Genomic DNA, 26,677 nt, shown 5'->3' on the forward strand with positions numbered 1-26,677 from the left:
CACGTGCTGGACGACCTGTCCGGCATCCCCGAACTGGCGGCGCGGCTGTGAGCGGGCGGTTCACCACCTCGGACGGGCTGTCGCTGGCCTACGAGGACGACGGCGGCGCCGGCACGCCGCTGCTGTGCCTGGCCGGGCTGACCCGCAACGCCCGCGACTTCGACGATCTTGCCGCGGTGCGCCCCGACGGCGTGCGCATGGTGCGGCTGACCGCGCGCGGCCGCGAGCCGTCGGACTACGATCCCGACCCGGCGCACTACCAGCTGCCGGTCGAGGCGCGCGACGCGGTCGAGCTGCTGGACCACCTGCGGATCGACCGCGCGGTGATCGTCGGCACCTCGCGCGGCGGGCTGATCGCGCTGCTGCTGGCGGCGACCGCGAAGCCCCGGCTGGCCGGGGTGCTGCTGAACGACATCGGCCCCGAGATCAACCCCGCCGGCCTCCAGCGCATCGCCGACTACGTCGGGGTGACGCCGGCGGTGCGCACGCTGGACGAGGCCGCCGCGGCGCTGCTGCTGCAGAACCGGGCGGCGTTCCCGAAGATGCGGCATGCCGACTGGCGGCGGCTGGCCGAACGCTGGTTCCGGATCGAGGCGGACGGGCTGGGGCTGCGCTACGACCCGGCGCTGGCGCAGCCGCTGCGCGCCGGCGGGGCGCAGCCGGTGCCGGACATGTGGCCGCTGTTCGACGCGCTCGCCGGCGTGCCGCTGGCCTGCGTGCGCGGCGCGCACTCGGACATCCTGTCGGCGGCGACGCTGGCCGCGATGCAGGCGCGGCGGCCGGACATGATCGCCGCCATCGTCCCGGACCGGGGCCACGTGCCGTTCCTGGACGAGCCCGAGGCGCTGCGGGCGCTGCAGCAGCTGCTGGCGAAGGTGCGCGGATGACCGACATCGCGATGATCGAGGCCGCCGCCGCACGGCTGGCGCCGGTGGTGCGGCGCACGCCGCTGCTGTCCAGCCCGTTCCTGGACCGGATCGCCGGGCGCCGGGTGCTGGTCAAGGCCGAGTGCCTGCAGCACACCGGCTCGTTCAAGTTCCGCGGCGGCTGGGCGGCGGTCAGCGCCCTGCCCGGTGCCGTGCGCGCCCGCGGCGTGCTGGCCTATTCCTCGGGCAATCACGCACAGGGCGTGGCGCGCGCGGCGCAGCTGCACGAGGTGCCGGCGGTGATCATCATGCCCGCCGACGCGCCGGCGCTGAAGATCGACAACACTCGCGCCTTGGGCGCCGAGGTGGTGCTCTACGACCGCGCCGGCGGCGAGCGGCGCGAGCCGATCGGCGAGCGGCTGGCCGCCGCGCGTGGCCTGACCCTGATCCGGCCCTACGACGAGCCGCAGGTGATCGCCGGCCAGGGCACCTGCGGGCTGGAGCTGGCCGAACAGGCCGCGGCCAAGGGCGTGACCCATGCCGACGTGCTGGTCTGCTGCGGCGGCGGCGGGCTGTCCTCGGGCGTGGCGCTGGCGCTGGAGGCGCGCGCACCGGGCCTGCGGGTGCGCCCCTGCGAGCCCGAGGGCTTCGACGACGTGGCGCGCAGCCTGATGTCGGGCCGGCGCGAGCGCAACGACCGCGACTCGGGCTCGGTCTGCGACGCGATCGTCACCGACAGCCCGGGCGAGATCACCTTTCCGATCCTGTCGCGGCTGGCCGGGCCCGGGCTGGTGGTCAGCGACGACGAGGCGCTGCGCGCCGTGGCGCTGGCCTTCCTGCGGCTGAAGATCGTGCTGGAGCCCGGCGGCGCGGTGGCGCTGGCGGCGGCGCTGTTCCGGCGCGACGCGATCCAGGGCGACGCGGTGCTGGTGATCGCCACCGGCGGCAACGTCGATCCGGCGCTGTTCGGCGCGGCGCTGGCCGGAGGCGACGGCGCCGCCGGCTGATCCGGAAACGAAGAAGGCGGCGCCCGCGCGGGTGCCGCCTTGATCTTGTACCGGACGGGGCCGGCAAGCCCCGTCCGCTCAGGCGTGGCCGCGAAGCCGGCGCATCAGTTGACGACGGCGTCGATGCGGTTCTGCAGTTCCGAGCGCGAAAGATCGCCCTCGATCAGGCCCTTGACGGTGGCCTTCTGCGCGATGCTCAGCGCCTGCGGGTTGCTGACGTACTGCGCGACCTGCGCGTCGAGCGCGGACTGCGCGGCGACGGGGGCGGCAAGGGCGGCGGCGGCCAGGGCGGCCAGAACGAAGGTTTTCATCTCAATGTCTCCTGTAATCGGGTTTCTGTCGGGGATCGCGCGGGGCGATCAGTTCACGACCGCGTCGATGCGGCTCTGCAGTTCCGAGCGCGAGTAGTCGCCCTCGGTCAGGCCCTTGACGGTGGCCTTCTGCGCGATGGTCAGCGCCTCGGGGTTGCTGACGTACTGCGCGACCTGCGCGTCGAGCGCGGACTGCGCGGCAACGGGGGCGGCAAGGGCGGGGGCGGCGAGGGCGGCAGCGGCCAGGGCGGCCAGAGCGAGCTTTTTCATGTCCATATCTCCAAACTGGATTGTTTCTCTCAAAGTGTCCCGCTTGCTGCGGTGACAGGGCTGATATCGGTACGTTCCGGGCGATCATCAACCGCCGTCGAAGGCGCCGCGCGCTCTCGGAATCGTGAGAAGTTTCAGTTCTTGAAATTAATTCGGCCGCAGCCAGCGCGCCGCGGTCAAGGCTAACGCATTGATTTCAAACATCCACGAAAAGACCGCGTGTTTCAGACCGCTCACGCGGCACGCATGGCCGGTGCCGGGCGCGTGACAATCGCCGCGCCCGCGCCGCTGCTCGCGGGCGCATCACAATGATTTCCGGATATGGAAACAATTCGGAAAACGCTCCCGCGCCGGCCATTCCCGTGGGAAAACCGGAAAACCTGCTTTCCAGACAAGGACATGCGTTCAGCCGTCGACGCGGATCCGGGCGTTCTTCGGATCGTAGGGGCTGTCCTCGACCACCTCGGCCGGCCACAGCCGGGTCTGCATCCGCACCATCAGCCGTGTGCCCGGCGCGGCGTGCTCCGGTCTGACGTAGCCCAGGCCGATCGATTTGCCGAATGCCACCGAATATCCGCCCGAGGTCAGCCGCCCGACGCGGGTCTCGCCGGCGTACAGCGCCTCGCGTCCCCAGGGGTCGGCATCCTCGGGCCCGTCGACCAGCAGCGTCACGCATTTCGAGCGGATCCCGGTTTCCTCCATCGCCCGCTTGCCGCGGAACTCCTTGGACAGGTCGACAAAGCGCGGCAGGTCGGCCTCGAGCGGGGTGGCGTCGCGGCCCAGCTCGGTGCCGAAGGCGCGATAGGACTTCTCCTGCCGCAGCCAGTTCTGCGCGCGCGCACCGACCAGCGTCAGCCGGTCGGGCTCTCCGGCCTCCATCAGCCGGTCGAACAGGTAGTTCTGCATCTCCACCGGGTGGTGCAGTTCCCAGCCCAGCTCGCCGGTATAGGCGACGCGGATCGCCAGGGTCGGGCACATCTTCAGTTCGATGTCGCGGGCCGAAAGCCACGGGAAGCGGGCGTTGGACAGGACCGTTCCGGGGTCGGCGTCGACCACCAGCCTGTTCAGCACTTCGCGGGACTTCGGGCCGGCGATGGCGAACACCCCCCATTGCGTGGTCACGTCGTGCACCAGCACCTCGCCGAAGGTGCCGCGCATGTCCTCGGCCGCCTTGCGCAGGAAGTCGCGGTCGTAATCCGCCCACGCCCCGGCCGAGACCAGGTAGAACCCGTCCTCGCGCCGCCGCACGATGGTGTATTCGGTGCGCACGGTCCCCGCCTCGGTCAGCGCGTAGGTCAGGTTGATGCGCCCGACCCTGGGCAGGCGGTTGCAGGTGAACCAGTCCAGGAACGCCGCCGCCCCCGGCCCCGACACCCAGTGCTTGGCGAAGGCCGACGCGTCGATCAGCCCGGCGCCTTCGCGCAGCGCCTGCGCCTCGGTCCGGGCGTACTGCCACCAGCCGCCGCGGCGGAAGCTGCGGGCGTCGCGGTCGAAGCCCTCGGGCGCGTCCGGCGGGCCGAAGTAGTTCGGCCGCTCCCAGCCGTTGACGCAGCCGAACTGTGCGCCGCGCGCCTTCATCCGGTCATGGCAGGGCGCGGTGCGCAGCGGGCGGCAGGCCGCGCGCTCCTCGTCCGGGTGATGCAGAACGTAAACGTGGGAGTAGCACTCCTCGTTCTTGCGCATCGCGTATTCGGTCGTGACCCAGTCGCCGTAGCGCCTGGGGTCGAGCGAGGCCATGTCGATCTCGGCCTCGCCGTCCACCATCATCTGCGCAAGGTAGTGGCCGGTGCCGCCGGCGGCGGTGATGCCGAAGCTGAAGCCCTCGGCCAGCCACATGTTGCGCAGCCCCGGCGCCGGGCCGACCAGCGGGTTGCCGTCGGGGGTGTAGCAGATCGGGCCGTTGTAGTCGTCCTTCAGCCCCGCCGTCTCGGACGACGGGATCCGGTGGATCATCGACAGGTACTCTTCCTCGATCCGCTCCAGATCCAGCGGGAACAGGTCGGCGCGGAAGCTGTCGGGCACGTCGAACGGGAACCGGGCGGGCGCGCCGTCCTCGTAGGGGCCGAGAATCCAGCCGCCGCGTTCCTCGCGCACGTACCATCTGGCGTCGGCATCGCGCAGCACCGGGTGCTCGCCGTTCTGCCGCCGCCAGTCGACCAGCGCCGGGTCCGGCTCGGTGACGATGTACTGGTGCTCGACCGGGATCGCCGGGATCTTGATCCCCAGCAGCTTCGCGGTGCGCTGCGCATGGTTGCCGGTGGCGGTGACGACATGCTCGGCGCGGATCTCGAATTCCTCGCCCGAGGGCACCAGGTTGCCGCCGCGCTCGGCCATGATGGCGCCGCGCACGATCCATTCGCCGCCGGTCCACTCGTAGCTGTCGACCTGCCGCTTGCGCAGGATCTCGACGCCGCGCTGGCGCGCGCCCTTGGCCATCGCCTGGGTGACGTCGGCGGGGTTGATGTAGCCGTCGGTGGGGTGGAACAGCGCGCCGCGAAGATCCTCGGTCCGGAGCAGCGGCCAGCGCTCCCTGATCTGGGCGGGGGTCAGCCACTCGTGGGGAATGCCCACCGTCTCGGCGGTCGCGGCGTAAAGCTCGAACTCGTCCATCCGCGCCCGGCTCTGCGCCATCCGCAGGTTGCCGACCACCGAGAAGCCGGCGTTCAGCCCGGTCTCTTCCTCCAGCGTCTTGTAGAACTTGACCGAATAGTCGTGGATGTGGCTGGTGGCGTAGCTCATGTTGAACAGCGGCAGCAGCCCGGCGGCATGCCAGGTCGAGCCGGAGGTCAGCTCGTCCCGCTCCAGCAGCGCCACGTCGGTCCAGCCGGCGCGCGCCAGGTGATAGGCGATCGACGCGCCCACCGCGCCACCGCCGACGACCAGTGCCTTGACCTGGGTTCTCATCGCGCCGCTCCGTTCGCTGCTGTGCCCTGTCGCACCACAGAATGACGGTCCGGGCGGCGCCGGCGCAGGTCAGGCCGACATGACGCGCCCGGAAAACGACATGCGGCTAGTGCAGGCCGAGGCTGGCGAAGGCCGGATCCTCGAGGAACGGCGCGACGGTGCCGGGGGACGCGCGGCCGACCAGCAGCACCCGCAGGCCGTCGTTCGAGGCCGCCTGGAGGTTCAGCAGGTTGCCGGCGCCGATCTCGCCCCGGAACGGCAGGTCGGCGATGCGCACGGTCTCGGCGCCGCCGATGCGCGCGGCGCGGCCGCGCTCGATGTAGATCACGAAGCGCTGGCTGCCGTTGGTGAAAACCGCCGCGGCCGCGTCCCTCACGCTGTCGCCGGTCTCGGGGGTCAGGCCCAGCATCGCGGCCTGGCGCGCCAGCTCGCCGCGGGCGTTGTCCAGCCCCAGATAGTCGGTGCGCTGCCAGTCGTCGTAGACCTGCGGGATCGCGGAAAACAGCGGCTTGAGCTGCGTCGGCCCGGCCCGCTCGTCCTCGGGGACCGAGGCGCCCATCGCCCGCGCCATGATCCGGCTCAGCGCCTCGGGGTCGTCGCGCGTGGTCACGTAGAGACCGCCGACGAAGGCGAGCATCACCAGCCCGCCCCCCGTGACAGCCACGGATTTCGCAGCTTTGTTCGACATCCGATCACCCCCGGAACACCAGACCGCCCTTGCATCGGGCAGCAGTGTTTCAGGCAAATCCGGCATAAATGCAGCAAAGCGGCGCGCCGGCCGCCACGGGCTCTGGAACCCGCCCGCGCCCGCGCATAGCTTGTCGGCAGACCATGGAGGTTTCCCGATGCCGAACCCGCTGACCGCGCCCTGGGACACGCGTTTCGAACTGCCGCCCTTCGACGCGATCCGGCCCGAGCATTTCCCGCCCGCGTTCGACCAGGCGCTGGACGAGGCCCGCGCCGCCTATGCCGCGATCGCCGTGAACCCCGAGGCGCCGAGCTTCGCCAACACGATCGCGGCGATGGAGCGCGCCGACAAGCTGCTGGACCGGGTGGCGGGGGTGTTCTTCAACCTGGCCGGCACCGACACCAGCCCCGAGATCCGCAAGCAGCAGACGGCGCTTTCGCCACGGCTGTCGGCGTTCCAGTCCGACGTCATGACCGACCAGCGGCTGTTCGCCCGCGTCGACGATCTGTGGGCGCGCAAGGACGCGCTTGGCCTGATGCCCGAGCAGGAACGCGTGCTGATGCTGACCCGCCGCGCCTTCGTGCGCGCCGGCGCGCAGCTGGACGACGCCGGGCGCGCGCGGCTGAAGGCGGTGATGGGCCGGCTGGCGGAACTGGGCACGGCGTTCGGGCAGAACCTGCAGCAGGACGAGGAAGAGTGGCTGATGCCGCTGACCGGGGACGACCTGGACGGCCTGCCCGACTTCGTCCGCTCGGCCGCGCGCGGGGCCGCCGCCGAGCGTGGGCGCGAGGGCCATGTCGTCACCCTGTCGCGCAGCCTGATCGTGCCGTTCCTGCAGTTCTCGAAACGCCGCGATCTGCGCGAGAAAGCGTTTGCCGCCTGGACGGCGCGCGGCGCGCTGCACGACGCCCGCGCGAACCTGCCGCTGGTGGCCGAGATCCTGAAGCTGCGCGAGGAACGCGCCCGGCTGCTGGGCTATGGGGATTTCGCCTCGTACAAGCTGGAAACGCAGATGGCGAAGACGCCCGAGGCGGTGCGCGAACTGCTGATGGCGGTCTGGGCCCCGGCCCGCGCGCAGGCGCAGCGCGACGCCGGAAAGCTGGAAGCGCTGATGCGCGAGGACGGGATCAACGACGACCTGCGGCCCTGGGACTGGCGGCACTACGCCACCATCCTGCAGCAGCGCGAGCACAACATCGACGAGGCCGAGGTCAAGCCGTACCTGCAACTGGACAACATGCGGCAGGCGGCGTTCGACTGCGCCGGCAAGCTGTTCGGCCTGTCGTTCGAGAAGCTGGACGTGCCCCTGCACCATCCCGACGCGCAGGCCTGGGAGGTGCGCAAGGGCGACCGGCACATGGGCGTGTTCATCGCCGACGACTTCAACCGCGCCTCGAAACGCTCGGGCGCGTGGTGCTCGGGGTTCCGCGACCAGTCGAAACTGGACGGCGAGGTGCGGCCGATCGTGCTCAATGTCTGCAACTTCGCCAAGCCAGAGGCCGGGCAGCCGGCGCTGCTGACCTTCGACGACGCCCGCACCCTGTTCCACGAGTTCGGCCACGCGCTGCACCTGCTGCTGTCGGACGTGACCTATCCCACGGTCTCGGGCACCTCGGTGGCGCGCGATTTCGTGGAGTTGCCCAGCCAGCTGTACGAGCACTGGCTGTCCACGCCGCAGGTGCTGGGCGGCTATGCCCGCCACGCCGAGACCGGCGCGCCGATGCCGGACGATCTGCGCGACCGGCTGCTGGCGGCCGAGAACTTCGACCAGGGCTTCGCGACGGTGGAATACACCGCCTCGGCGCTGGTGGACCTGGCGTTCCACACCGGCCCGGCGACGGACGCGCCGATGGCGCGGCAGCAGCAGGTGCTGCAGGAACTGGGCATGCCCGAGGCGATCGTCATGCGCCACGCCACGCCGCACTTCGCGCACGTGTTCTCCGGCGACGGCTATTCGGCGGGCTACTATTCCTACATGTGGTCCGAGGTGATGGACGCCGACGCCTTCGCCGCCTTCGATGAGGCCGGCGACATCTTCGATCCGGCGACCGCGCAGGCGCTGGAACGGCACATCCTGTCCGCCGGCGGCTCGGCCGAAGCAGAAGCCCTCTATACCGCTTTCCGAGGAAAGATGCCGGGAGTCGCAGCGCTTCTGAAACAACGCGGCCTGACCGCCTGACGCAACTCGACCCTTCTAAAGGCGAAGGCATTACTGAAAAGTGATGACGTCGCCGCCGGCGATTTTACATATTTTGCGAAGTATTTCGCTCGCCGACCCTTGTCGCGCCGGAAAACGAACAATATAACCCCTGTAGTGAATAAAGCGGGCGATCTCTTGTCTGGTCGCAAACATGACCGGCAAAAGTCCCGCCCACGGAAGGAAGTCGGAAATGGCAGAAGAACAAACCGTCGACAAGACCGAGTTGCTGGCGCTCAGCGCAGAGGTCGTGTCGTCCTATGTCGGCAACAACACGGTTCAGCCCGACCAGGTCACCGAACTGCTGAAATCCGTCTTCGACACGATGAACACGCTGTCCGGCCCGCAAGAGGAAGAACCCGAACAGCTAGTCCCGGCGGTCCCGGTCAAGAAGTCGGTGACCAACGACTACATCATCTGTCTGGAAGACGGGAAGAAGCTGAAGATGCTCAAGCGGCATCTGATGGCGGCCTACGGCATGACGCCGGAAGAATACCGCGAGAAATGGGGGCTGAAGCCCGACTACCCGATGGTCGCGCCCAGCTACGCCGCCAAGCGGCAGGAACTGGCCAAGAAGATCGGCCTGGGCCGCAAGCCCAGGAAGTAAGCCGGCCGGGCCCGATTGCGGGCCGGACCGCTTCGCGATAGAACCCGGCGGCGCCGGGGCCGCAGGGCCCCCGGCGCCGTTTCGCATCAAGGGGCCGCCCGATGACCGCGCCGAAGCCGAAGAAACTGTTCATCAAGACCTACGGCTGCCAGATGAACGTCTACGACAGCGAACGCATGTCCGGCGCGCTGGAGGCCGCCGGCTACGAGCCCACCGATTCGCCCGACGCCGCCGACATGATCCTGCTGAACACCTGCCACATCCGCGAGAAGGCGGCCGAGAAGGTGTATTCGGAACTGGGCCGGCTGAAGCCGCTGAAGGCCGCGAACCCGGATCTGCGCATCGGCGTGACCGGCTGCGTCGCCCAGGCCGAGGGCGAGGAGATCATGCGCCGCCAGCCGGCGGTCGATCTGGTCGTCGGCCCGCAGGCCTATCACCGGCTGCCCGACCTCGAGGCGAAGGTGCGCGCCGGCCAGCGCGCGCTCGACACCGAGTTTCCCCAGGAAGACAAGTTCGACCATCTGCCGCCCGCCCGCGGCCCCAAGGCGCGGCGTGCGCCGACCGCCTTCCTGACCGTGCAGGAGGGCTGCGACAAGTTCTGCGCCTTCTGCGTGGTGCCCTACACCCGCGGCGCCGAGGCCAGCCGCCCGCCCGCGCGCATCCTGGCCGAGGCCCGCGATCTGGTCGAACGCGGCGTGGTCGAGATCACGCTGCTGGGCCAGAACGTCAACGCCTATCACGGGCCGGGCGAGGACGGCGACTGGACACTGGCCCGGCTGATCCGCGAACTGGCCGGGATCGACGGGCTGCAGCGCATCCGCTTCACCACCAGCCATCCCAACGACATGGGCGAGGATCTGATCGCGGCGCACGGGCAGATCGCCAAGCTGATGCCCTATCTGCACCTGCCTGTGCAGTCCGGCTCGGACCGGATCCTCAAGGCGATGAACCGCAAGCACACCGCCGCCGGCTACCTCGCGATTCTCGACCGGATCCGCGCCGCGCGCCCGGACATCGCCCTGTCGGGCGACTTCATCGTCGGCTTTCCCGGCGAGACCGAGGAAGATTTCCAGGCCACGCTCGAGCTGTGCGAGAAGGTGCGCTACGCGCAGGCCTATTCGTTCAAGTACTCGGCCCGCCCCGGCACCCCGGCGGCGGGGCGCGAAGAAGTGCCCGAGGAGGTGAAGTCCGAGCGGCTGCACCGGCTGCAGGCGCTGCTGTCGCGTCACCAGGCCGAGTTCCAGCAGGCGATGGTCGGCCGCACCCTGCCGGTGCTGCTGGAAAAGCCCGGCCGGATGCCGGGGCAGATGGTCGGCCGCTCGCCCTTTCTGCAGGCGGTGCACATGCAGGCCGACCCGGCGCTGGCCGGCCGCATCGTCGCCGCGCGGATCACCGCGGCCGAGCCGAACTCGCTGGCCGGCGCGCTTGCCGACGCCGGCGCCGCCTGACAGGGGGCGGCGCCGCTCCGCTTTGTGACAGGCACGCGACCCGGTTTCCGCTTGCCCTCGCGCGCGGCGCTGGGCACGATGACGCCAGGCGAAGCCCTCAGTGACGGAGACACCTTGGCGACCGAAGCCCTGGAGACCACCGCAAAAGACGGCCCTCTCATCGAGCGTCCGCTTTCCTTTCCCGACAACCGGCTGCTGATCACGCTGTGCGGCGAATTCGACAGCAATCTCGCGCAGATCGAGCAGGCGCTGTCGATCCTGATCACCCGCCGCGGCAACGAGCTGGTGCTGCACGGCCCCGAGGATTCGGTGGCGCGCGCGGCCGAGGCGCTCGAGGCGCTCTACCTGCGGCTGGAGCAGGGCCGCGAGGTCGAGCAGGGCGACGTCACCGCCGCGATCCGCATGGGCAACCGGCGCACCGAGCCGGGCCCCGCCGACGACGCCACCCAGCTGGAGATGTTCCAGGGCGACCGGGTCGAGATCCGCACCCGCAAGCGCCTGGTCGAGCCGCGCACCCCGGCGCAGAAGGACTATGTGCGCAACCTGTTCAGCCACGAGCTGGTGTTCGGCATCGGCCCGGCGGGCACCGGCAAGACCTATCTGGCGGTGGCCGCCGCGGTGTCTATGTTCCTGGACGGGCACGTCGACAAGATCGTGCTGTCGCGGCCCGCGGTCGAGGCCGGCGAGCGGCTGGGCTTCCTGCCCGGCGACATGAAGGAAAAGGTCGATCCCTACATGCAGCCGCTCTATGACGCGCTGAACGACTTCCTGCCCGGCCGCCAGGTGCAGAAGCTGATCGAGGAAAAGCAGATCGAGATCGCGCCGCTGGCGTTCATGCGCGGCCGCACGCTGGCCAACGCCTTCGTGGTGCTGGACGAGGCGCAGAATGCCACCGCGATGCAGATGAAGATGTTCCTGACCCGGCTGGGCGAGGGCAGCCGCATGGCGGTCACCGGCGACCGCACCCAGGTCGACCTGCCGCGCGGCGTACCCTCGGGCCTGCTCGAGGCCGAGCGCATCCTGCGCGGCGTCAAGGGCATCGGCTTTTCGCAGTTCAAGGCGGTCGACGTGGTGCGCCACCCGCTGGTGGCACGGATCATCGACGCCTACGACGCCGCCGACGGCCGGGACGCCTGACCGCGCCGATGCCCGAGCTGGTCGATCTGGTGATCGAGGACCCGCGCTGGAATAAGACCGCCCTGCCCGCGCTGGCCGAGCAGGCGGCGGAACTGGCGCTGCGCCACGCCGGCATCGCCACCCGCGACGTCGAGATCGCGCTGCTGGCCTGCGACGACGCCCGTATCGCCACGCTGAACAGCGCCTTCCGCGGCAAGGACAACGCCACCAACGTGCTGTCCTGGCCGGCGCTGGACCTGTTCCCGGACCGGCCCGGCGGCGCGCCGGTGCGCGCGATCCCCGACGATCCGACCGGCGCAGTGGCGCTGGGCGACATCGCCATCGCCTTCGAGACGGTGATGGCCGAGGCCGAATCGGCGGGGATTCCCGCCGATCATCACATTCTGCACCTGATCCTGCATGCCTGCCTGCATCTGCTTGGATACGATCATCAAATCGACACCGATGCCGAGATAATGGAAAATCTCGAGGTCCGGGCCCTTGCCTCGGCGGGTATCGGATCACCATACTGAAGGACAAGGCGGCTTGCGGGCCGCGTTTCGAGCACGGGAGCCATGGGCGACAATACCGACGGATCGTCTAGTGCGGCGCAGGGCGCGCCCCTAGAGGATCAAGAGCAGGCGGGCAGCCGCCTCCAGTTTTTGAACCGCCTGCTGGGGCTGCGCCCCGAGGAGGCAGGGTCCGACGACCAGGATCACGAGGTGACGATGTCCGAATCGGGCAGCGCACACGCGATGCTGCTGAACGTGCGGCGCATGCGCGACGTGCGCGTGCAGGACGTCGCCGTGCCGCGCGCGGACGTGGTCGGCGTGCCCGAAACCGCCCCCCTCGACGAGGTCGTCACCGTGTTCCGCGACAGCACCTTCACCCGGCTGCCGGTGTTCAACGAGACGCTGGACTCGCCGCTGGGCTTCGTCCACCTCAAGGACGTCGCGCTGCGCTTCGGCTTCAACGGCCATGACGACTCATTCAACGTCAAGGATCTGCTGCGGCCGCTGCTGTACGTGCCGCCGTCGATGCCGATGAGCGTGCTGCTGCAGAAGATGCAGACCGAGCGGATCCACATGGCGCTGGTGATCGACGAATACGGCGGCGTCGACGGGCTGGTCACGATCGAGGACCTGGTCGAGCAGATCGTCGGCGAGATCGAGGACGAGCACGACACCGAGGACGCCGCCTACTGGATCGAGGAGGCGCCGGGCGTCTACCTGTGCTCGGCGCGCGCGCCGCTGCACGACTTCGAGCAACTGGCCAGCGTCGATTTGCTGGCGGACGAGCTGGACGAGGACGTCGACACGCTGGGCGGGCTGGTGTTCATGCTGGCCGGCCGCGTGCCGCTGCGCGGCGAGGTGATCCCGCACCCGCAGGGCCACGAGTTCGAGGTCGTCGATGCCGATCCGCGCACGGTCAAGCGCATCCGGGTGCGGCTGCGCCCCGGCGCGATCCTGGACCGCGCGGCCGAATAGGTGGTGACGGCGCTGGCGACAACTGCCTGGGCATCGCGGCGCGGGCGCGTCTCGCGGGTCGCGCTGGCGGCGCTCGGCGGCGTCGGGCTGGGGCTTGGGCACAGCCCGTACGGGCTGCCGTGGCTGGCCTTCGCCGCGCTGCCGCTGCTGTTCCACCTGTGGGCCGCGGCGCCGGGCCGGGCCGGCGCGGCGCTGACCGGCTGGGCCGCCGGCGTCGGCTTCTTCGGCCTGACCCTGTCGTGGATCGTCGAGCCGTTCCTGGTCGACATCGCCCGCCACGGCGTTCTGGCCATACCGGCGCTGCTGGGCATGGCCGGCGGGCTGGCGCTGTTCTGGGGCGCGGCGTTCTGGCTGGCGCGCGCCGCCGCGCCCGAGGCGCGCGGGCTGCGCGCGGTGCTGGCACTGGCCGCGGCGCTGACCGGCGCCGAATACCTGCGCAGCGTAGTCCTGACCGGGTTTCCCTGGGCGCTGCCCGCCTATGCCTGGACGGATACGCCGGTGGCGCAGGCGGCGGCCTGGGCCGGGCCGCACGGGCTCGGGCTGCTGCTGCTGCTGCTGGCGCTGCTGCCGGCGCTGCTGCGGCCGCTACCGCTGCTGGCCGCCGCCGCCGGGCTGGCGCTGCTGTGGGGCGCGGGCGCCTGGCGCCTGGACCGCCCCGATCCCGCCGCCCCCGGCCCGGTGCTGCGGCTGGTGCAGCCGAACGCGGCGCAGCGCCTGAAATGGCAGCCCGAGATGATCCCGCGGTTCTACCAGCGGCTGCTGACCGAGACCGCCGCCCCGGCCGGGACCGCGCCCGACGCGGTGATCTGGCCCGAGACGGCGGTGCCCTGGCTGGTGCAGGAGGAACCCGGCGTCGCCGCGCAGATCGCCGCCGCCGCCGGCCCCGGCACCCCGGTGCTGCTGGGCGCGCTGGAGCGCGGCGCGGACGGCGGCTGGTACAACGGGCTGACCGCGCTCGGCGACGGCGGCGCGGTGCTGGGCAGCTATCGCAAGCACCACCTGGTGCCGTTCGGCGAATACATGCCGCTGGCCGGCGCGCTGCGCGCGGTCGGGCTGCTGTGGATCGCCGAGGGGCTGGCGGGCAGCTTCGACCGCGGCCCCGGCCCGCGGCTGATGGCGGTGCCGGGGCTGCCGCCGTTCCAGCCGCTGATCTGCTACGAGGCGATCTTCCCGCACCAGATCCTGCGCGGCGCGCAGCGCCCGGCGTGGCTGCTGCAGGTCACCAACGACGCCTGGTTCGGCACCTGGTCGGGCCCCTACCAGCACCTGGACCAGGCTCGGATGCGCGCCATCGAGCAGGGCCTGCCGCTGGCGCGCGCCGCCAACACCGGCGTCTCGGCGGTGATCGACGCGCGCGGCCGGGTGCTGGCCTCGCTGCCGCTGGGCGTGCCCGGCCGCCTCGACGCGGCGCTGCCCGGCGCGCTGGAACCGACGCTCTACGCCCGCACCGGCGACCGCGCGGCGCTGATCGCGCTGCTGGCGCTGCTCACTGGCGCGGCGCTCTGGCCCCGCCGGCGGCGCGCCGCCTAGGCCGCCGGCCGCATCGCCGGGCGCGCGTACAGCCACACCGTCAACGCGGCGGTCAGCACCCCGCACAGCGCGATCGCCGCGACCATCGGCGTCGCGGTGCCATCGAAGAACGGCCCGGCGGCGGTGATCATCAGCCCGCCGGCCAGCATCTGCAGCGTGCCGCCCAGCGACGACGCCAGCCCGGCGATGGCGCCATGCGCGTCCAGCGCCAGCACCATCGTGGTCGGGATCACCAGCCCCAGGCAGGCGTTGCCCGCCAGCAGCAGCGCCACCACCAGCGGCAGGCTGCCGACACCCGCCAGCACCAGCGCCAGCAGCGTGCAGGTGAACAGCGCGAAGCCGCCGGTCGCGCGCAGCAGCGTCCGGCGCAGGCCGATGCGCTCGCCCAGCGGCGCCGCCATCTGCGAGGCGGCGAAGAACCCCACCGCGTTCAGCGCGAAGGCCAGGCTGAACCCGGTCGGGCTCAGCCCGTACTGCCCGGTGTAGACGAACGAGGCGCTGGCCAGGAACACGAAGAAACTGGCCATGCCGAAGCCGCCGATGAAGGTCAGCCCCATGAACACCGGCCCATGAACACCGGCCCATGAACACCGGCCCATGAATACCGGCTCTCCCAGCAGCGTGCGCGCACCGCGCAGCAGCGAGCGCAAGTCGACCGCCGCCCGGCGCGCCGGCGGCAGCGTCTCGGGCTGCGCGGCGACGCTCAGTGCCAGGCCCAGCGCACCCAGCACCGCCAGCACGGCGAAGATCGACCGCCAGCCGCTCAGCGCGATGATGCCGCTGCCCGCCAGCGGCGCCAGCATCGGCGAGACGCCGATCACCAGCATGATCGCCGCCATCAGCCGGGTCGCCTGCGGGCCGGTGAGCATGTCGCGCACGATCGCGCGCGGGATCACCATCAGAGCCGCGCCGCCCAGCCCCTGCGCGAAACGCGCCGCCGCCAGCCAGCCGATGTCCGGCGCCAGTGCGCAGCCCAGCGAGCCCGCAACGAAGATCGCCAGCCCCGCGTGCAGCGGCGGCTTGCGCCCGAAGCGGTCGGCCAGCGGCCCGTCGACCAGTTGCGCCGCGCCGAAGGCGACGAAGAACAGCGTCAGCGCGCGTTGCGTCTGCGAAACGCCCGCGCCCAGATCGGCGCCGATCTGGGCGCGGGCAGGTACCTGTCGATCGCGAACGGGCCGGCGCTGGCCAGCAGGCCGAGCACCACCGCCGTTCGGAAAAGGCCGCTGGCCATCGGTGTCCCCCGAATGGTGCAGGCTGTTCCGGATGCGCCCGAAACGGGCCACGCGGGCAGGCGCGGCCCCCGCATCGGCCGCGCGCCGCGGGCTCGTCGGGTTGCCATAGCGCCGGGGGCGCCGGCCTGGGAAGGCGCGGTGTCCGGAGACGGAGACGAAGCGCAAGCATGTGCCCAGGTCTTTGCGGGGGCTCTGCGTCGGGGCGCTCGCGCAGGTGCTCGGGCGGCTGCCGCTCGCCGTGGCCCCCGGCGGCGCGCTGCGGTCGGTGAACCCGGCCGGGCCGTCTCGGCGCCGTCGGCTGCGCGGGTGTTTTCCCATCTCCGGCCGAGTCCGGAAGCGTCGCCGGCGCAAATGGCCGGGCCGTCCCCCGATATCGCCGGCAGGCTGGGCCGGAAATGGGCCCCTCGATCTGCGACGACACCCGGTCACCGCAACGGTGGCACCGGCCGCCGCATGGCCGCGCGGCGCGCGGCCATGCGCGCCGGGGGCGGAACCGCGAACGCCCGGCCAGCGACCGTGCGCCCGGCAACGAGCCCGCCCGGCGATCGGCCGGACCGCCGCGCACGGCGCGCCCCTTGCGGAACCCTCCGGCGGTGCGGGTGATTGCGCAACCCGCCGGCGGCTGCTAGACCCTCGCGCCGATGAACGATCAGGATCACATCCCGCCGCATCCGGACGGCGCCCCCCTGCGAGAGGACGGCGCGCCGTGGCGCAATTTCTATGGCCGGCGCAAGGGCAAGGCCCTGCGCCCTGGGCAGATCGAGCATATCGAGCGCACCCTGCCCCGGCTCGCCGTGCCGAATGTCGGCTGGGACGAGAACCCGGAGCGTCGCGCACTCGATCCGCAGGCGCTGTTCGGCCGCCGCGCGCCGCTGGTGCTGGAGATCGGCTTCGGCGGCGGCGAGCACCTGCTGGCGCAGGCCGCCGCCCGCCCCGAGGCCGACTTCATCGGCTGCGAGACGTTCGTCAACGGCGTCGCCATGCTGCTGCCCCGGCTCGACTCGGCGGGGCTGACCAACGTGCGCGTGCACATGGGTGACGCCCGTGACCTGCTCGACGTGCTGCCCGAGGCGGCGCTGGACGCGGTCTACCTGCTCTACCCGGATCCGTGGCCGAAGAAGAAGCACCGCCGCCGCCGTTTCGTGAACCCCGATACCCTGGGCCCGCTGGCGCGCACGCTGCGCCCCGGCGGGCGGTTCCGGATCGCCACCGACATTCCCGACTACGTGCGCCACAGTCTCGAGAAGCTGCACGCCGCGCCCGAATTCGCCTGGACCGCGGAGCGTCCCGGCGACTGGCGCTCGCCGTGGCCCGGCTGGCACCGCACCCGCTACGAGGCCAAGGCGCTGCGCCAGGGCCGCACGCCGACCTATCTCGATCTGATCCGCCGCTGAGCCGCGGGCAGGCGCGCCTTGAGCCGGGTCGCATTCCGCGCCCGTCGCGCCGCCCTCGGCCCTGCCGGCACCAGCCGCCGCCGCGATCCGCCTCCGGGTCAGGCTCCGGGACCGCCGCCGGGTCCGCCGCCGCCGACCGGAGCTGCCTGATCCCGCCGGCACCTGCTGCCGCTACCGATATGCGTGCGGACCGATCTCCCAGCAGCCCGGTCGCGCCGGTATCCGCTGCCGCCCCGATCCGCATCCGCGCCGGCCACCGCCCGTCTTGGCGCCCCGAGTTTTGCCGTTGTCCGCCGCCGCCCCGATCCGCGTCCAGTCCGGCTGCCGCCCGCCGGAGCGCCCTGGATCCTGCCGGTATCCGCTGCCGCCCCGATCTTGTTCCGGGTTGGTCATCGCGCTCGGCTGTCGGCACCTGCGGCCCTGCCGGTGCCGCCGCCATCGGACTGCGGATCGCCGATTGCGGGCCACGAGGCCGGGCGGCCGCAGTGTCGCCCGGTGGATTCCGCCCCCGGACGCCCCGGTGTCCGCGGTCTTGCCCGCTGCGGACGAAGTTCTGCGGGCTGCGGTTGCGGTTGCGGTTGCGGTTGCGGTTGCGGTTGCGGTTGCGCGAAGCTCAGAACTCGGTCCAGTCCTCTTCCTCGGCAACGGTGAAGGCGCCGCCGCCGGCCTCGTGGCCTTTACGCTGGCGGTGCGGGCGGGCCGGCGCGGATGCGCGCCTGGCGTCGCCGCCATCCGCCGCGTCCGCGGCCGCCGCCGGGTCCGCCGCGACGGGGTCCGCGCCCGGCTCGGGCTCGGCAGAGAAATAGTTGCGCATCGCCCGCGGATCATGGCCCCTGCGCGCCTCGCCCGGCACCGGCTGCGCGTCCGCGCCGCCGCCGTACGCCGCGTCCCGGCGCTGCCACTGCGTGCCCGGCTCGACCCTGAACCGGGCCACGGCGGCGGCGATCCGCGCCGCCTCGGCGGTCAGCTCGGCCGAGGCGGCGCGGCTGGTCTCGGCCAGCTGCACGTTCTGCTGGGTGTGCGCGTCCATCTGCGCCAGCGCGGCCGAGATCTCGGCGATGCCGGTGGCCTGCTCGCGGCAGGTGTCGCTGATCTCCGCCACCGCCTCGGTCGCCGCGGTGATCGCCCGGGTGATCTCGGCCAGGGTCTCGCCCGCCCGGTTCACCTGCGCCACGCCGCCGCGCACCTTCTCGCTGCTGGTCTGCACGATCGCCGAGATGTCCTTCGCCGCCTCCGAGGTCTTGTGCGCAAGCGCACGCACCTCTTCGGCGACCACCGAGAAGCCGCGCCCGGCCTCGCCTGCGCGCGCCGCCTCGACCGCCGCGTTCAGCGCCAGCAGGTTGGTCTGCGAGGCGATCGAATCGATCACCTCGATGGTCTCGGCGATGCGGTTCGAGCCGCCCTCGATCTCGTCCATCGCCGCCACCGCCGCCGCCACCACCTGCTGGCCGCCCTCGGCCCGGTCGCGGGCCTGCGCCGCCAGCCCCGACGCCTTGCCGGCGTTCGCGGCGTTGGCGCGCACGTTGGCCGACATCTGCTCGGTGGTGGCCGAGGTCTGCTCGATCGCCGCGCCCTGGCTCTCGGTGCGCTCGGCCAGCTTCTCGGAACCCTCGGCGACCCGCGCCGCGGTGGTACCCAGCGCCGCGACCGCCGACAGCAGCCGCGAGACCAGCACCCGCAGCGTGTCGATTGTGCCGTTGGCGGCGCCCTGCAGTTCGGCGATGGCGCCCTCGCGGCTGCCCTCCATGCGCTGCGTCAGGTCGCCGGCGGCCAGCGCGCGCAACACCGCCTGCAGATCCTCGACCGCGATGCCCAGCGTCTCCATCAGCCGGTTCAGATCGTCGGCGAACCCGGTCAGCACCGGATCGTCGAAGTCATGCGTCACCCGGGCCGAGAAATCGCCCTGGCCGGCGGCGCGCACCACCTCGCCGAAGCTGCGGCCCAGATCCGCCATCATCTGCCGGCGCGCGGCCCTGGCCTGGGCGCGGGCGGCCTCGGTGCGCGCCTCGGCCGCGCGCGCGGCCTCGCCGGTGGCGCGGAAGGTCTCGACGCAGCGCGCCATGTCGCCGATCTCGTCGGCGCGCCCGGCGCCGGGAACCGGGCTCTCCAGATCGCCCGCCGCGAGCGCGGTCATGCGCTGCCCCAGCGCCGCCACCGGGCGCGCCAGCGAGCGGCCGACCCACCAGCTGATCGCGCCCGTCACCAGCATGATCGCCAGCCCGACCAGCGCCATCGAGCGCTGCAGCCCGAGTATCTGCGCCGTCTCGGCGCCGCGGTCGCGCTCGCTGACCACTACCCAGTCTAGACCGAAGAACGGCGCCGCGACCGCGGTCATGATCGCCGCCTCGCCCAGCGCGCCGGGTTGCGCGACCACCGACGCAGGCCGGCCCGGCGCGGCCACCGGCGGCAGCTCGACGCGCCGCGTCAGCCGGTCGTCCGCGGCGGTCGCCGGAATATCCGCCCGCAGCAGCCCGTCGGTGCCGGCGAGGTAGGTGGTCAGATGCCCGCCGGCCGCCGCCTGCGAGAACAGCGCCGGGGCGAAGCGCAACGCCAGCACGCCGCCGTCCTCGCCAGTCAGCATCCCGGCGCTGCGCGGCAGCCGCATCGTCAGCAGCCCGGTCGGCGCGGCGTCGGCGTCAGCGTCGGCGCCGGCGGCGAAGTCATGCGCCACCGGCGCGCCCACCGGCGCGTCCATGGTCGCGCGGAACGCCCGCGCCAGCGGCGTCGCCGCCTGCGCCGCGGCGCCCAGATCGGTGCCGAACGCGCCGGACTTGCGGACCGAATAGACCACCTCGCCGTCCGAGGCGATCAGGATCAGGTCGAGGTAGCCGTGCTCGTCCACGAACCGGCGCAGGTCCGGGTGTTCGGCACGGTGCAGGTCGGAATACAGCCCGCCGTCGCCGGCATCGTCCAGCTCGGAGCCGGCGGCGGCGTAGGCGGCGCGCGGATCGCGGCCCAGTACCCGGCGGTCGGTCGCCAGCGCGGCGGCCATGTTGGCCGCCGTCACCCGGCGCGACAGCTGGTCGCCGAGGTAGGCCATCTCGGCGCGCATCTGCGCCTCGACCGCCGCCACCCGGCCGGCGGTCAGTTCGGCGTCCCGGCGCAGCAGCGCCTCGAGCCGGGCCATCGAATCGCTGCGCGACTGCACCAGCACGTTCACCGCCATGGTCAGCCCGGTGACCAGCGAGACCAGCATCACCATCGCGACGATCTTGATCTTCAGCGATTTCGTCCTCAGCCGCATCCGCCGCCCTCCACCTCGCGGGCACCCTGCCCGGTCCCGGTTCTAGCCGCCGCCGCTTAACGACCGATTACCGCTCGCGCGCCGCGGCCGTTGACCCGGCGCGCCGCAGCCCCTATCCCGGCGCTGACCGGGACCAAGCCGCGGACGCAGATGAAATTCACAGTCGCCATCGACGGACCGGCCGCCGCCGGCAAGGGCACCATCGCGCGCGCCGTGGCCGCGGAATTCGGCTTCGCGCATCTAGACACCGGGCTGCTGTACCGCGCTGTGGGGGTGAAGGCGCTGGAACGCGCCGGCGGCGTGATCGACCCGATCGCCGCCGAGCTGATCGCCGGGTCCCTGACCGAGGCCGACCTGAAGCGCGCCGACCTGCGCACCACCCTGGCCTCGCGCGCCGCCAGCAAGGTCGCGGCGATCCCCGGCGTGCGCGCGGCGCTGCTGAGGTTCCAGCACGACTTCGCCCGGCGCGACGGCGGCGCGGTGCTGGACGGGCGCGACATCGGCTCGGTGATCTGCCCCGACGCCGAGGTGAAGCTGTTCGTCACCGCCGACGACGCCCGCCGTGCCCAGCGCCGCCACCGCGAACTGGCCGCCGCCGGCAGCGAACTGACCGTCGCCCAGGTGCTGGCCGACCTGAAGGCCCGCGACGCCCGCGACAGCCGGCGAAAGGACGCGCCGCTGACCCGCGCGCCGGATGCGGTCTTGCTCGACACCACGGAATTGTCTATTGATTGCGCGGTTGCCGAGGCCACGGCGCTGATAAGAGCACGAATCGAGCAGGGTCGGGACTAGCGTCCGGCCCTTTTACGTTTTCGCGCTCGGCTCTCCGGCCAGCCGACGCAGTCAACCGTCACAGACCGGTGGAACCAACCACCCGGCCAGAAAACCGAAACGCAAGGATACACGCACACACATGCCCGCTAATGCATCCATGGACGAATTCGAGGCCCTTCTCGAGGAGAGCTTCGAGCTCAAGACCCCCGACGAGGGGTCGGTCGTAAAAGGCACGGTACTGGCGATCGAGGCCGGTCAGGCCATCATCGACATCGGCTACAAGATGGAAGGCCGCGTCGATCTGAAGGAATTCGCGAAAGGCGGCGGCGAAGCCGAGATCGCCCCCGGCGACACCGTCGAGGTCTACCTCAAGCAGGTCGAGAACGCCCGCGGCGAGGCCGTGATCAGCCGCGAGGCCGCCCGCCGCGAGGAAGCCTGGGACCGGCTGGAGAAGGCCGCCGAGAACGACGATCGCGTCAAGGGCCACATCTTCGGCCGCGTCAAGGGCGGGTTCACCGTCGATCTGGGCGGCGCCGTGGCGTTCCTGCCCGGCTCTCAGGTCGACGTGCGCCCGGTGCGCGACGCCTCGGCGCTGATGCATGTCGAGCAGCCGTTCCAGATCCTCAAGATGGACCGCCGCCGCGGCAACATCGTGGTCTCGCGCCGCGCCATCCTGGAAGAAAGCCGCGCCGAGCAGCGCGCCGAGATCGTCGCCAAGCTGCAGGAAGGCGACACCGTGGACGGCGTGGTCAAGAACATCACCGAATACGGTGCGTTCGTGGACCTGGGCGGCGTCGACGGCCTGCTGCACGTCACCGACATGGCCTGGCGCCGCGTCAACCACCCGTCCGAGATCCTGGCGATCGGCGAGACCGTGAAGGTCCAGGTGGTCAAGATCAACAAGGACACGCAGCGCATCAGCCTGGGCATGAAGCAGCTGCAGGCCGATCCGTGGGACGACGTCGAGGCGAAGTTCCCGATCGCCAGCGTCCACACCGGCCGCGTCACCAACATCACCGACTACGGCGCCTTCGTGGAACTGGAGCCGGGGGTCGAGGGCCTGGTCCACGTCTCCGAGATGTCCTGGACCAAGAAGAACGTGCACCCGGGCAAGATCGTCTCCACCTCGCAGGAAGTCGAGGTCATGGTGCTCGAGATCGACACCCAGAAGCGCCGTGTCAGCCTCGGCCTGAAGCAGACCCAGGGCAACCCGTGGGACAACTTCAAGGCCACCCATCCGGTCGGCACCGAGGTCGAGGGCGAGATCAAGAACACCACCGAATTCGGTCTGTTCGTGGGTCTCGAGGGCGACATCGACGGCATGGTCCACCTGTCCGACCTGGACTGGAACCGCTCCGGCGAGGACGCGATCCAGGACTACCGCAAGGGCGACGTGGTCAAGGCCGTGGTCACCGACGTGGACGTCGAGAAGGAGCGCATCTCGCTGTCGATCAAGGCGCTGGACGGCGACCCGTTCGCCGATGCGACCTCGGGCGTCAAGCGCGGCCAGATCGTCACCGTCACCGTCACCAAGATCGAAGACGGCGGCATCGAGGTCGAGTACGACGGCATGAAGTCGTTCATCCGCCGCTCGGACCTGTCGCGCGACCGCGCCGAGCAGCGCCCCGAGCGCTTCACCCCGGGCGACAAGATCGACGCCCGCGTGACCAACATCGACGCCAAGTCCCGCCGTCTGGGCCTGTCGATCAAGGCGCGCGAGATCGCCGAGGAGAAGGAGGCCGTGGAACAGTACGGCTCGTCCGACTCGGGCGCCTCGCTGGGCGACATCCTGGGTGCGGCCCTGAAAGGCCAGGAAGACAAGTAAGTGGACCCGATCACCCGGGACTTCTACGAGGAGCGGCGCTGCAAGTGGCGCCGTTCCGCATTCTGGCGGGGCGTCCTGGTCACGCTCCTGTCGCTGTTCGCGCTGTCGGCGCTGGCGGCCTGGGCGGTCGGCGGCAAGCCGCGGCAGCCGCACATCGCCCGCATCCACGTCGACAACGTGATCTACACCGATCTCGCTCGCGACCGGATCCTGGCGGAGATGGCCGAGACCGGGAACATCCGCGCGCTGATCGTGCACATCGACAGCCCCGGCGGCACCGTGGTCGGCGCCGAGGCGCTGTACGACAGCCTGAACGGGATCGCCGCCGACGTGCCGGTGGTGGCGGTGATGGACGGTGTCGCCGCCTCGGGCGGCTACCTGGCGGCGCTGGCCGCCGATCACGTTATCGCGCGCGGCAACACCGTCACCGGCTCGATCGGCGTGATCCTGGAATACCTGACCTTCACCGGGCTGATGGACCGGGTCGGCGTCGACCTCGAGACGATCCGCTCGTCCGACCTGAAGGCGGCGCCGTCGCCGCTGCGCAAGCTGTCGCCGGCGGCGCGGGCGCTGGAACAGCGCATGGTCGACGAGACCCAGGCCTGGTTCACGGCGCTGGTGGCCGAGGAGCGCGGGCTCGACGGCGCGGCGCTCGAGTCGGTCACCGACGGGCGCACCTTCACCGGGCGCATGGCGCTTCGGGCCGGGCTGATCGACGCGCTGGGCGACGAGGCCGACGCGGTCGCCTGGCTCGAATCGCGCGATGCCGAGCTGGCCGGGCTGCCGGTCAAGACCTGGAAGATCGCCGACGCGCCCGATCCGCTCGCGGGGCTGCTCGCCCGGCTTGCGCCGTTCGGCGCCGATTACCCCGCCGGCGGCACCGCTCCCGGGCCCCGGCTGATGGCTATCCTGAAATAAAGACTGCATTTTTCCCGGCACTTGGGGTATTGATTCCGTGGTCAGATTGCGCCAGCAACTCAGCGACGACGGGCAAGGAGGCCGGTGTCATGATCAAATCCGAGTTGATCCAGAGGATCGCGGACGAGAACCCGCATCTGTATCAGCGCGACGTGGAGCGTATCGTCGGCACCGTGTTCGACCAGATCATCGAGGCGATGGCCGAGGGCAACCGGGTCGAGCTGCGCGGTTTCGGCGCCTTTTCGGTGAAGAAGCGCGATGCCAGGATCGGTCGGAACCCGCGCACCGGCGAAGCCGTTCCCGTCGAGCAGAAGTTCGTGCCGTTCTTCAAGACCGGCAAGCTGCTGCGCGACCGTCTGAACGACGAAGACTGACCACAAGGAGGGGCGGATGCTCCGTTTCATCAAGCTCGTGCTGCTGGCCGTGATCCTGATCGCCATCGTCACCCTGTCGCTGGCCAACCGCGGCCTGGTCACGCTGCACCTGCTGCCCGAGGGCATCGCCGCGATCCTGCCGCTGTCGGTCCGGGTGCCGCTGTTCGCGGTGATCCTGGTGTCGATCCTGGTCGGGCTGCTGATCGGCTACATCCTGGAATGGCTGCGCGAGCACAAGCACCGCCGCGAGGCCGCCCGCCGCAAGCGCGAGGCGCGGCAGCTGAAGGGCGAGGTGCAGGCGCTCAAGCGCAAGCACATGACCGACGAGGACGAGGTGCTGGCGATCCTCGATGGCAAGAATGCCTGATACCGGTCGCGGCGGCGCGCGCGTCAAGATCTGCGGCCTGCGCCAGCCCGCGGCGCTGGACGCCGCGGTGCGGGCCGGCGCCGCCTATGTCGGCTTCGTGTTCTTCGCGCGCTCGCCGCGGGCGATCGCCCCGGCCGACGCCGCCGCGCTGGCGGCGCAGGTGCCGCCGGGGGTGTGCAAGGTGGCGCTGACGGTGGACGCGGACGACGCCGCGCTGGACGCGCTGACCGGCGCGGTGCCGCTCGACATGCTGCAGCTGCACGGCAGCGAGACGCCGGCGCGCGTGGCCGCGGTCCGCGCCCGCTACGGCCTGCCGGTGATGAAGGCGGTCGGCGTGGCCGACGCGCCCGACCTCGCCGCGCTGGACGACTTCGCGCAGGTCGCCGACCAGCTGCTGATCGACGCCAGGCCGCCGACGGGCGCCGAATTGCCCGGCGGCAACGGCCTCGCCTTCGACTGGAGGCTGCTGCAGGGCCGCCGCTGGCCGCTGCCGTGGATGCTGGCCGGCGGGCTGACCCCGGCCAATGTCGCCGAGGCGGTGCGCCTGACCGGCGCGCGGCAGCTCGACGTCTCGTCCGGGGTCGAATCCAGCCGCGGCGTCAAGGACCCGGACCGGATCCGCGCGTTCATCGCCGCCGCCGGCGTTCCGGCGCTGACCGCATGACCCCCGCGTTCCGGCCGGCGCGGCGCACCGACATTCCCGCCATCGCCGCCCTGCTGGCCGAGGACGATCTGGGCAGCGGCCGCGAATCCGAGGATCTCGCCCCCTACCGCGCCGCGTTCGACGCGATGCGCAGCGAGGTCGGCAACACCGTGATCGTCGGCGAACTCGACGGCGAGGTGATCGCCACCTACCAGCTGACGCTGATCTCGGGGCTGTCGCGCGGCGGCGCCCGCCGGGCGCAGATCGAGGCGGTGCGCGTCGCCGCCGGCCGGCGCGGCCAGGGCGTCGGCGCGGCGCTGATGCAGGACGCCGAGGACCGCGCCCGCGCCGCCGGCTGCCGGCTGCTCCAGTTCACCAGCGACAACGCCCGCGCGCACGCGTTCTACGAACGCCTCGGTTATACCCCCAGCCACCTCGGCTTCAAGAAGCCGCTGGACTGAACTGCCGGTTTTCCCCGACCTCGGGCCGCGGTACGAATCGGCCGATAGCGCATTGATACGCGGCGGGGATTCCGAGGGTTCGGAAGATGATGAGCAGCACTGCGCGTCGCAAGTTCAAACCGGTGACACCGACGTCCACCGGAGTTTTAACGAGTTTTTCAGCAGGAACATAACAGCCTTGAGGGGGCTCTCACGGTGAAATCCCCCATGCTCGCGCGGAACGCGCCCCCCGTTCGCGGGGGGCGCGCGATCCGTCCTCAGCGCGCGATGTAGACCACGCGCCGGCCTTCCGGCTCGACCAGAACGTACTGGCCGTTGACGTTGACATAGCGATACTCGCTCTGCGGCACGTCATAGATCGTCACCGTCTGCGGGATCGCCGCGCCGACGACCACCTCGCCCTCCAGGTAGATCGGATCGACCGGGTTCGAGCGGACATAGGTGATGGTGTCGTCCGGCAGCGTGCCGATGCGCTCGACCGGGGTGATCGAGACGATCTCCGGCGGGGTCTCGATCACGCCCACCGGCTCCACCGTCACGGTGGCAACATCGGGAGTCTCGACGAAGGTGACGGTGCGAATGTCCAGCATGTCCACGGCCTCGACCAGCGGCGTGCGGGTGCCGCCCAGCGGCGCGGTCAGGTAGGCGCCGTAGGCCCAGCCCTCCTGGCCCTCATGGTTCACCTTGCACCACTGGGCCGGGTCCAGGCAGCCGTCGACCAGCACCGACTCCTGCCCGCCGATCACGCCGATCACCGGATAGCCGACGCCGGGTCCGGCGCGCAGGTTCAGGTCGGTGGTGGCGCTGGCCTGGGTTTCGGCCATCGCGGAACCGGCCGCCAGGATCGCCGCGGCGGCAAGCGGATATGTCACATGTTTCAGCATCTGTCTGCTCCTTCAGCTTCTGGCGCCATCGGCGCCCGAATGCCAGACCAAACGCAAGACGCCCGCGCCGCGTTCCGCAGCACCGCGGCACCGGCAGATCCCCGCCGAGCGGCCCGGCGCAATCGCGGCT

At 71.4% G+C, this 26,677-nt stretch carries 23 protein-coding genes and 1 pseudogene; 17 read left to right on the forward strand and 7 right to left on the reverse strand.

The features are described from left to right. Positions 1 to 47 precede the first annotated feature (47 nt). Both GE300_RS22495 and GE300_RS22500 read left to right on the forward strand, forming a co-directional pair. A complete protein-coding gene (locus GE300_RS22495) occupies positions 48 to 887 on the forward strand; it encodes an alpha/beta fold hydrolase (RefSeq protein ID WP_325063375.1) in 840 nt (279 codons plus the stop codon). Continuing rightward, on the forward strand, positions 884 to 1,873 hold the full coding sequence (locus GE300_RS22500; protein ID WP_154449792.1) for a threonine ammonia-lyase: 990 nt from the start codon (positions 884 to 886) through the stop codon (positions 1,871 to 1,873). Before GE300_RS22495 ends, GE300_RS22500 begins: the two co-directional genes overlap by 4 nt. 104 nt (positions 1,874 to 1,977) lie before the next feature. On the opposite strand, the gene GE300_RS22505 is transcribed toward GE300_RS22500, so the two are convergent. From GE300_RS22505 to GE300_RS22520, 4 genes are all read right to left on the reverse strand, one after another. Next, positions 1,978 to 2,184 (reverse strand): hypothetical protein, encoded by a 207-nt coding sequence (locus GE300_RS22505; protein WP_154449793.1) that lies wholly within the window; start codon positions 2,182 to 2,184, stop codon positions 1,978 to 1,980. 48 nt (positions 2,185 to 2,232) lie between these two features. Further along, complete coding sequence (locus tag GE300_RS22510; RefSeq protein WP_154449794.1) at positions 2,233 to 2,454, reverse strand: hypothetical protein; 222 nt, start codon at positions 2,452 to 2,454, stop codon at positions 2,233 to 2,235. Between the two features lie 405 nt (positions 2,455 to 2,859). Then, complete coding sequence (locus GE300_RS22515; RefSeq protein WP_154449795.1) at positions 2,860 to 5,358, reverse strand: GcvT family protein; 2,499 nt, start codon at positions 5,356 to 5,358, stop codon at positions 2,860 to 2,862. 106 nt (positions 5,359 to 5,464) lie between these two features. Then, positions 5,465 to 6,022 (reverse strand): hypothetical protein, encoded by a 558-nt coding sequence (locus GE300_RS22520; protein WP_233417335.1) that lies wholly within the window; start codon positions 6,020 to 6,022, stop codon positions 5,465 to 5,467. A 181-nt stretch (positions 6,023 to 6,203) separates the two neighbouring features. Between GE300_RS22520 and GE300_RS22525 the strand changes: the two genes are divergently transcribed. The 7 genes from GE300_RS22525 to lnt all read left to right on the forward strand — a co-directional run bounded on the left by GE300_RS22525 (position 6,204) and on the right by lnt (position 14,431). Beyond that, entirely contained in the window at positions 6,204 to 8,225 is a 2,022-nt protein-coding gene (locus tag GE300_RS22525; RefSeq protein WP_154449797.1) for a M3 family metallopeptidase, read from the forward strand. Between the two features lie 211 nt (positions 8,226 to 8,436). Then, positions 8,437 to 8,850 carry a MucR family transcriptional regulator gene (locus tag GE300_RS22530; RefSeq protein ID WP_154449798.1) on the forward strand — a complete coding sequence of 138 codons (414 nt, stop codon included), beginning with the start codon at positions 8,437 to 8,439 and terminating at the stop codon, positions 8,848 to 8,850. A 101-nt stretch (positions 8,851 to 8,951) separates the two neighbouring features. Further along, entirely contained in the window at positions 8,952 to 10,298 is a 1,347-nt protein-coding gene (miaB, locus tag GE300_RS22535) for a tRNA (N6-isopentenyl adenosine(37)-C2)-methylthiotransferase MiaB (protein ID WP_154449799.1), read from the forward strand. A gap of 114 nt (positions 10,299 to 10,412) precedes the next feature. Beyond that, positions 10,413 to 11,435: a PhoH family protein gene (locus GE300_RS22540; protein WP_233417336.1), complete on the forward strand. Its 1,023-nt coding sequence runs from the start codon at positions 10,413 to 10,415 to the stop codon at positions 11,433 to 11,435. An 8-nt stretch (positions 11,436 to 11,443) separates the two neighbouring features. Then, entirely contained in the window at positions 11,444 to 11,947 is a 504-nt protein-coding gene (gene ybeY, locus GE300_RS22545; RefSeq protein ID WP_154449801.1) for an rRNA maturation RNase YbeY, read from the forward strand. 42 nt (positions 11,948 to 11,989) lie between these two features. After that, the gene (locus GE300_RS22550; RefSeq protein ID WP_154449802.1) at positions 11,990 to 12,901 is read left to right on the forward strand and encodes a hemolysin family protein; all 912 of its coding nucleotides are present in this window, start codon (positions 11,990 to 11,992) and stop codon (positions 12,899 to 12,901) included. Positions 12,902 to 12,904: 3 nt separating this feature from the next. Continuing rightward, positions 12,905 to 14,431 (forward strand): apolipoprotein N-acyltransferase, encoded by a 1,527-nt coding sequence (gene lnt / locus GE300_RS22555; protein WP_325063376.1) that lies wholly within the window; start codon positions 12,905 to 12,907, stop codon positions 14,429 to 14,431. Here the strand turns inward: lnt and GE300_RS22560 are convergent. After that, on the reverse strand, positions 14,428 to 15,714 hold the full coding sequence (locus GE300_RS22560; protein WP_325063377.1) for a multidrug effflux MFS transporter: 1,287 nt from the start codon (positions 15,712 to 15,714) through the stop codon (positions 14,428 to 14,430). The genes lnt and GE300_RS22560 overlap by 4 nt on opposite strands. 590 nt (positions 15,715 to 16,304) lie before the next feature. Between GE300_RS22560 and trmB the strand changes: the two genes are divergently transcribed. Beyond that, positions 16,305 to 17,057, forward strand: a complete 753-nt coding sequence (gene trmB / locus GE300_RS22565) for a tRNA (guanosine(46)-N7)-methyltransferase TrmB (RefSeq protein WP_154449803.1) — start codon at positions 16,305 to 16,307, stop codon at positions 17,055 to 17,057. A 613-nt stretch (positions 17,058 to 17,670) separates the two neighbouring features. Here trmB and GE300_RS22570 read toward each other — a convergent pair. After that, positions 17,671 to 20,301 (reverse strand): methyl-accepting chemotaxis protein, encoded by a 2,631-nt coding sequence (locus GE300_RS22570; protein WP_154449804.1) that lies wholly within the window; start codon positions 20,299 to 20,301, stop codon positions 17,671 to 17,673. A gap of 150 nt (positions 20,302 to 20,451) precedes the next feature. Between GE300_RS22570 and cmk the strand changes: the two genes are divergently transcribed. The 7 genes and pseudogenes from cmk (at position 20,452) to GE300_RS22605 (ending at position 25,663) form a co-directional block, all read left to right on the forward strand. After that, a complete protein-coding gene (gene cmk / locus GE300_RS22575; RefSeq protein ID WP_154449805.1) occupies positions 20,452 to 21,093 on the forward strand; it encodes a (d)CMP kinase in 642 nt (213 codons plus the stop codon). Positions 21,094 to 21,211: 118 nt separating this feature from the next. Next, positions 21,212 to 22,900, forward strand: a pseudogene (gene rpsA / locus GE300_RS22580) (30S ribosomal protein S1); the annotation flags it as partial. Next, complete coding sequence (gene sppA, locus GE300_RS22585) at positions 22,901 to 23,818, forward strand: signal peptide peptidase SppA (protein ID WP_154449807.1); 918 nt, start codon at positions 22,901 to 22,903, stop codon at positions 23,816 to 23,818. An 89-nt stretch (positions 23,819 to 23,907) separates the two neighbouring features. After that, entirely contained in the window at positions 23,908 to 24,192 is a 285-nt protein-coding gene (gene ihfB, locus GE300_RS22590; RefSeq protein WP_154449808.1) for an integration host factor subunit beta, read from the forward strand. Positions 24,193 to 24,208: 16 nt separating this feature from the next. Continuing rightward, complete coding sequence (locus GE300_RS22595) at positions 24,209 to 24,559, forward strand: lipopolysaccharide assembly protein LapA domain-containing protein (protein WP_154449809.1); 351 nt, start codon at positions 24,209 to 24,211, stop codon at positions 24,557 to 24,559. Then, on the forward strand, positions 24,552 to 25,223 hold the full coding sequence (locus tag GE300_RS22600) for a phosphoribosylanthranilate isomerase (RefSeq protein WP_154449810.1): 672 nt from the start codon (positions 24,552 to 24,554) through the stop codon (positions 25,221 to 25,223). Before GE300_RS22595 ends, GE300_RS22600 begins: the two co-directional genes overlap by 8 nt. Next, positions 25,220 to 25,663 (forward strand): GNAT family N-acetyltransferase, encoded by a 444-nt coding sequence (locus GE300_RS22605; protein WP_154449811.1) that lies wholly within the window; start codon positions 25,220 to 25,222, stop codon positions 25,661 to 25,663. The genes GE300_RS22600 and GE300_RS22605 overlap by 4 nt, the downstream gene beginning before the upstream one ends. 257 nt (positions 25,664 to 25,920) lie before the next feature. Here the strand turns inward: GE300_RS22605 and GE300_RS22610 are convergent, their stop codons facing one another. Continuing rightward, positions 25,921 to 26,547 (reverse strand): DUF1236 domain-containing protein, encoded by a 627-nt coding sequence (locus GE300_RS22610; protein ID WP_154449812.1) that lies wholly within the window; start codon positions 26,545 to 26,547, stop codon positions 25,921 to 25,923. Between the last annotated feature and the right edge of the window lie 130 nt (positions 26,548 to 26,677).

It is taken from the genome of Halovulum marinum (assembly GCF_009697225.1).
Classification (GTDB): domain Bacteria; phylum Pseudomonadota; class Alphaproteobacteria; order Rhodobacterales; family Rhodobacteraceae; genus Halovulum; species Halovulum marinum.

Excerpts from the sequence above, each read along its gene's own strand:
- GE300_RS22500 (WP_154449792.1), top strand. The coding sequence starts at position 884 with ATGACCGACATCGCGATGATCGAGGCCGCCGCCGCACGGCTGGCGCCG.
- GE300_RS22505 (WP_154449793.1), bottom strand. The coding sequence starts at position 2,184 with ATGAAAACCTTCGTTCTGGCCGCCCTGGCCGCCGCCGCCCTTGCCGCC.
- GE300_RS22510 (WP_154449794.1), bottom strand. The coding sequence starts at position 2,454 with ATGAAAAAGCTCGCTCTGGCCGCCCTGGCCGCTGCCGCCCTCGCCGCC.
- GE300_RS22515 (WP_154449795.1), bottom strand. The coding sequence starts at position 5,358 with ATGAGAACCCAGGTCAAGGCACTGGTCGTCGGCGGTGGCGCGGTGGGC.
- GE300_RS22525 (WP_154449797.1), top strand. The coding sequence starts at position 6,204 with ATGCCGAACCCGCTGACCGCGCCCTGGGACACGCGTTTCGAACTGCCG.
- GE300_RS22530 (WP_154449798.1), top strand. The coding sequence starts at position 8,437 with ATGGCAGAAGAACAAACCGTCGACAAGACCGAGTTGCTGGCGCTCAGC.
- miaB (WP_154449799.1), top strand. The coding sequence starts at position 8,952 with ATGACCGCGCCGAAGCCGAAGAAACTGTTCATCAAGACCTACGGCTGC.
- ybeY (WP_154449801.1), top strand. The coding sequence starts at position 11,444 with ATGCCCGAGCTGGTCGATCTGGTGATCGAGGACCCGCGCTGGAATAAG.
- GE300_RS22550 (WP_154449802.1), top strand. The coding sequence starts at position 11,990 with ATGGGCGACAATACCGACGGATCGTCTAGTGCGGCGCAGGGCGCGCCC.
- trmB (WP_154449803.1), top strand. The coding sequence starts at position 16,305 with ATGAACGATCAGGATCACATCCCGCCGCATCCGGACGGCGCCCCCCTG.
- GE300_RS22570 (WP_154449804.1), bottom strand. The coding sequence starts at position 20,301 with ATGCGGCTGAGGACGAAATCGCTGAAGATCAAGATCGTCGCGATGGTG.
- cmk (WP_154449805.1), top strand. The coding sequence starts at position 20,452 with ATGAAATTCACAGTCGCCATCGACGGACCGGCCGCCGCCGGCAAGGGC.
- ihfB (WP_154449808.1), top strand. The coding sequence starts at position 23,908 with ATGATCAAATCCGAGTTGATCCAGAGGATCGCGGACGAGAACCCGCAT.
- GE300_RS22595 (WP_154449809.1), top strand. The coding sequence starts at position 24,209 with ATGCTCCGTTTCATCAAGCTCGTGCTGCTGGCCGTGATCCTGATCGCC.
- GE300_RS22600 (WP_154449810.1), top strand. The coding sequence starts at position 24,552 with ATGCCTGATACCGGTCGCGGCGGCGCGCGCGTCAAGATCTGCGGCCTG.
- GE300_RS22605 (WP_154449811.1), top strand. The coding sequence starts at position 25,220 with ATGACCCCCGCGTTCCGGCCGGCGCGGCGCACCGACATTCCCGCCATC.
- GE300_RS22610 (WP_154449812.1), bottom strand. The coding sequence starts at position 26,547 with ATGCTGAAACATGTGACATATCCGCTTGCCGCCGCGGCGATCCTGGCG.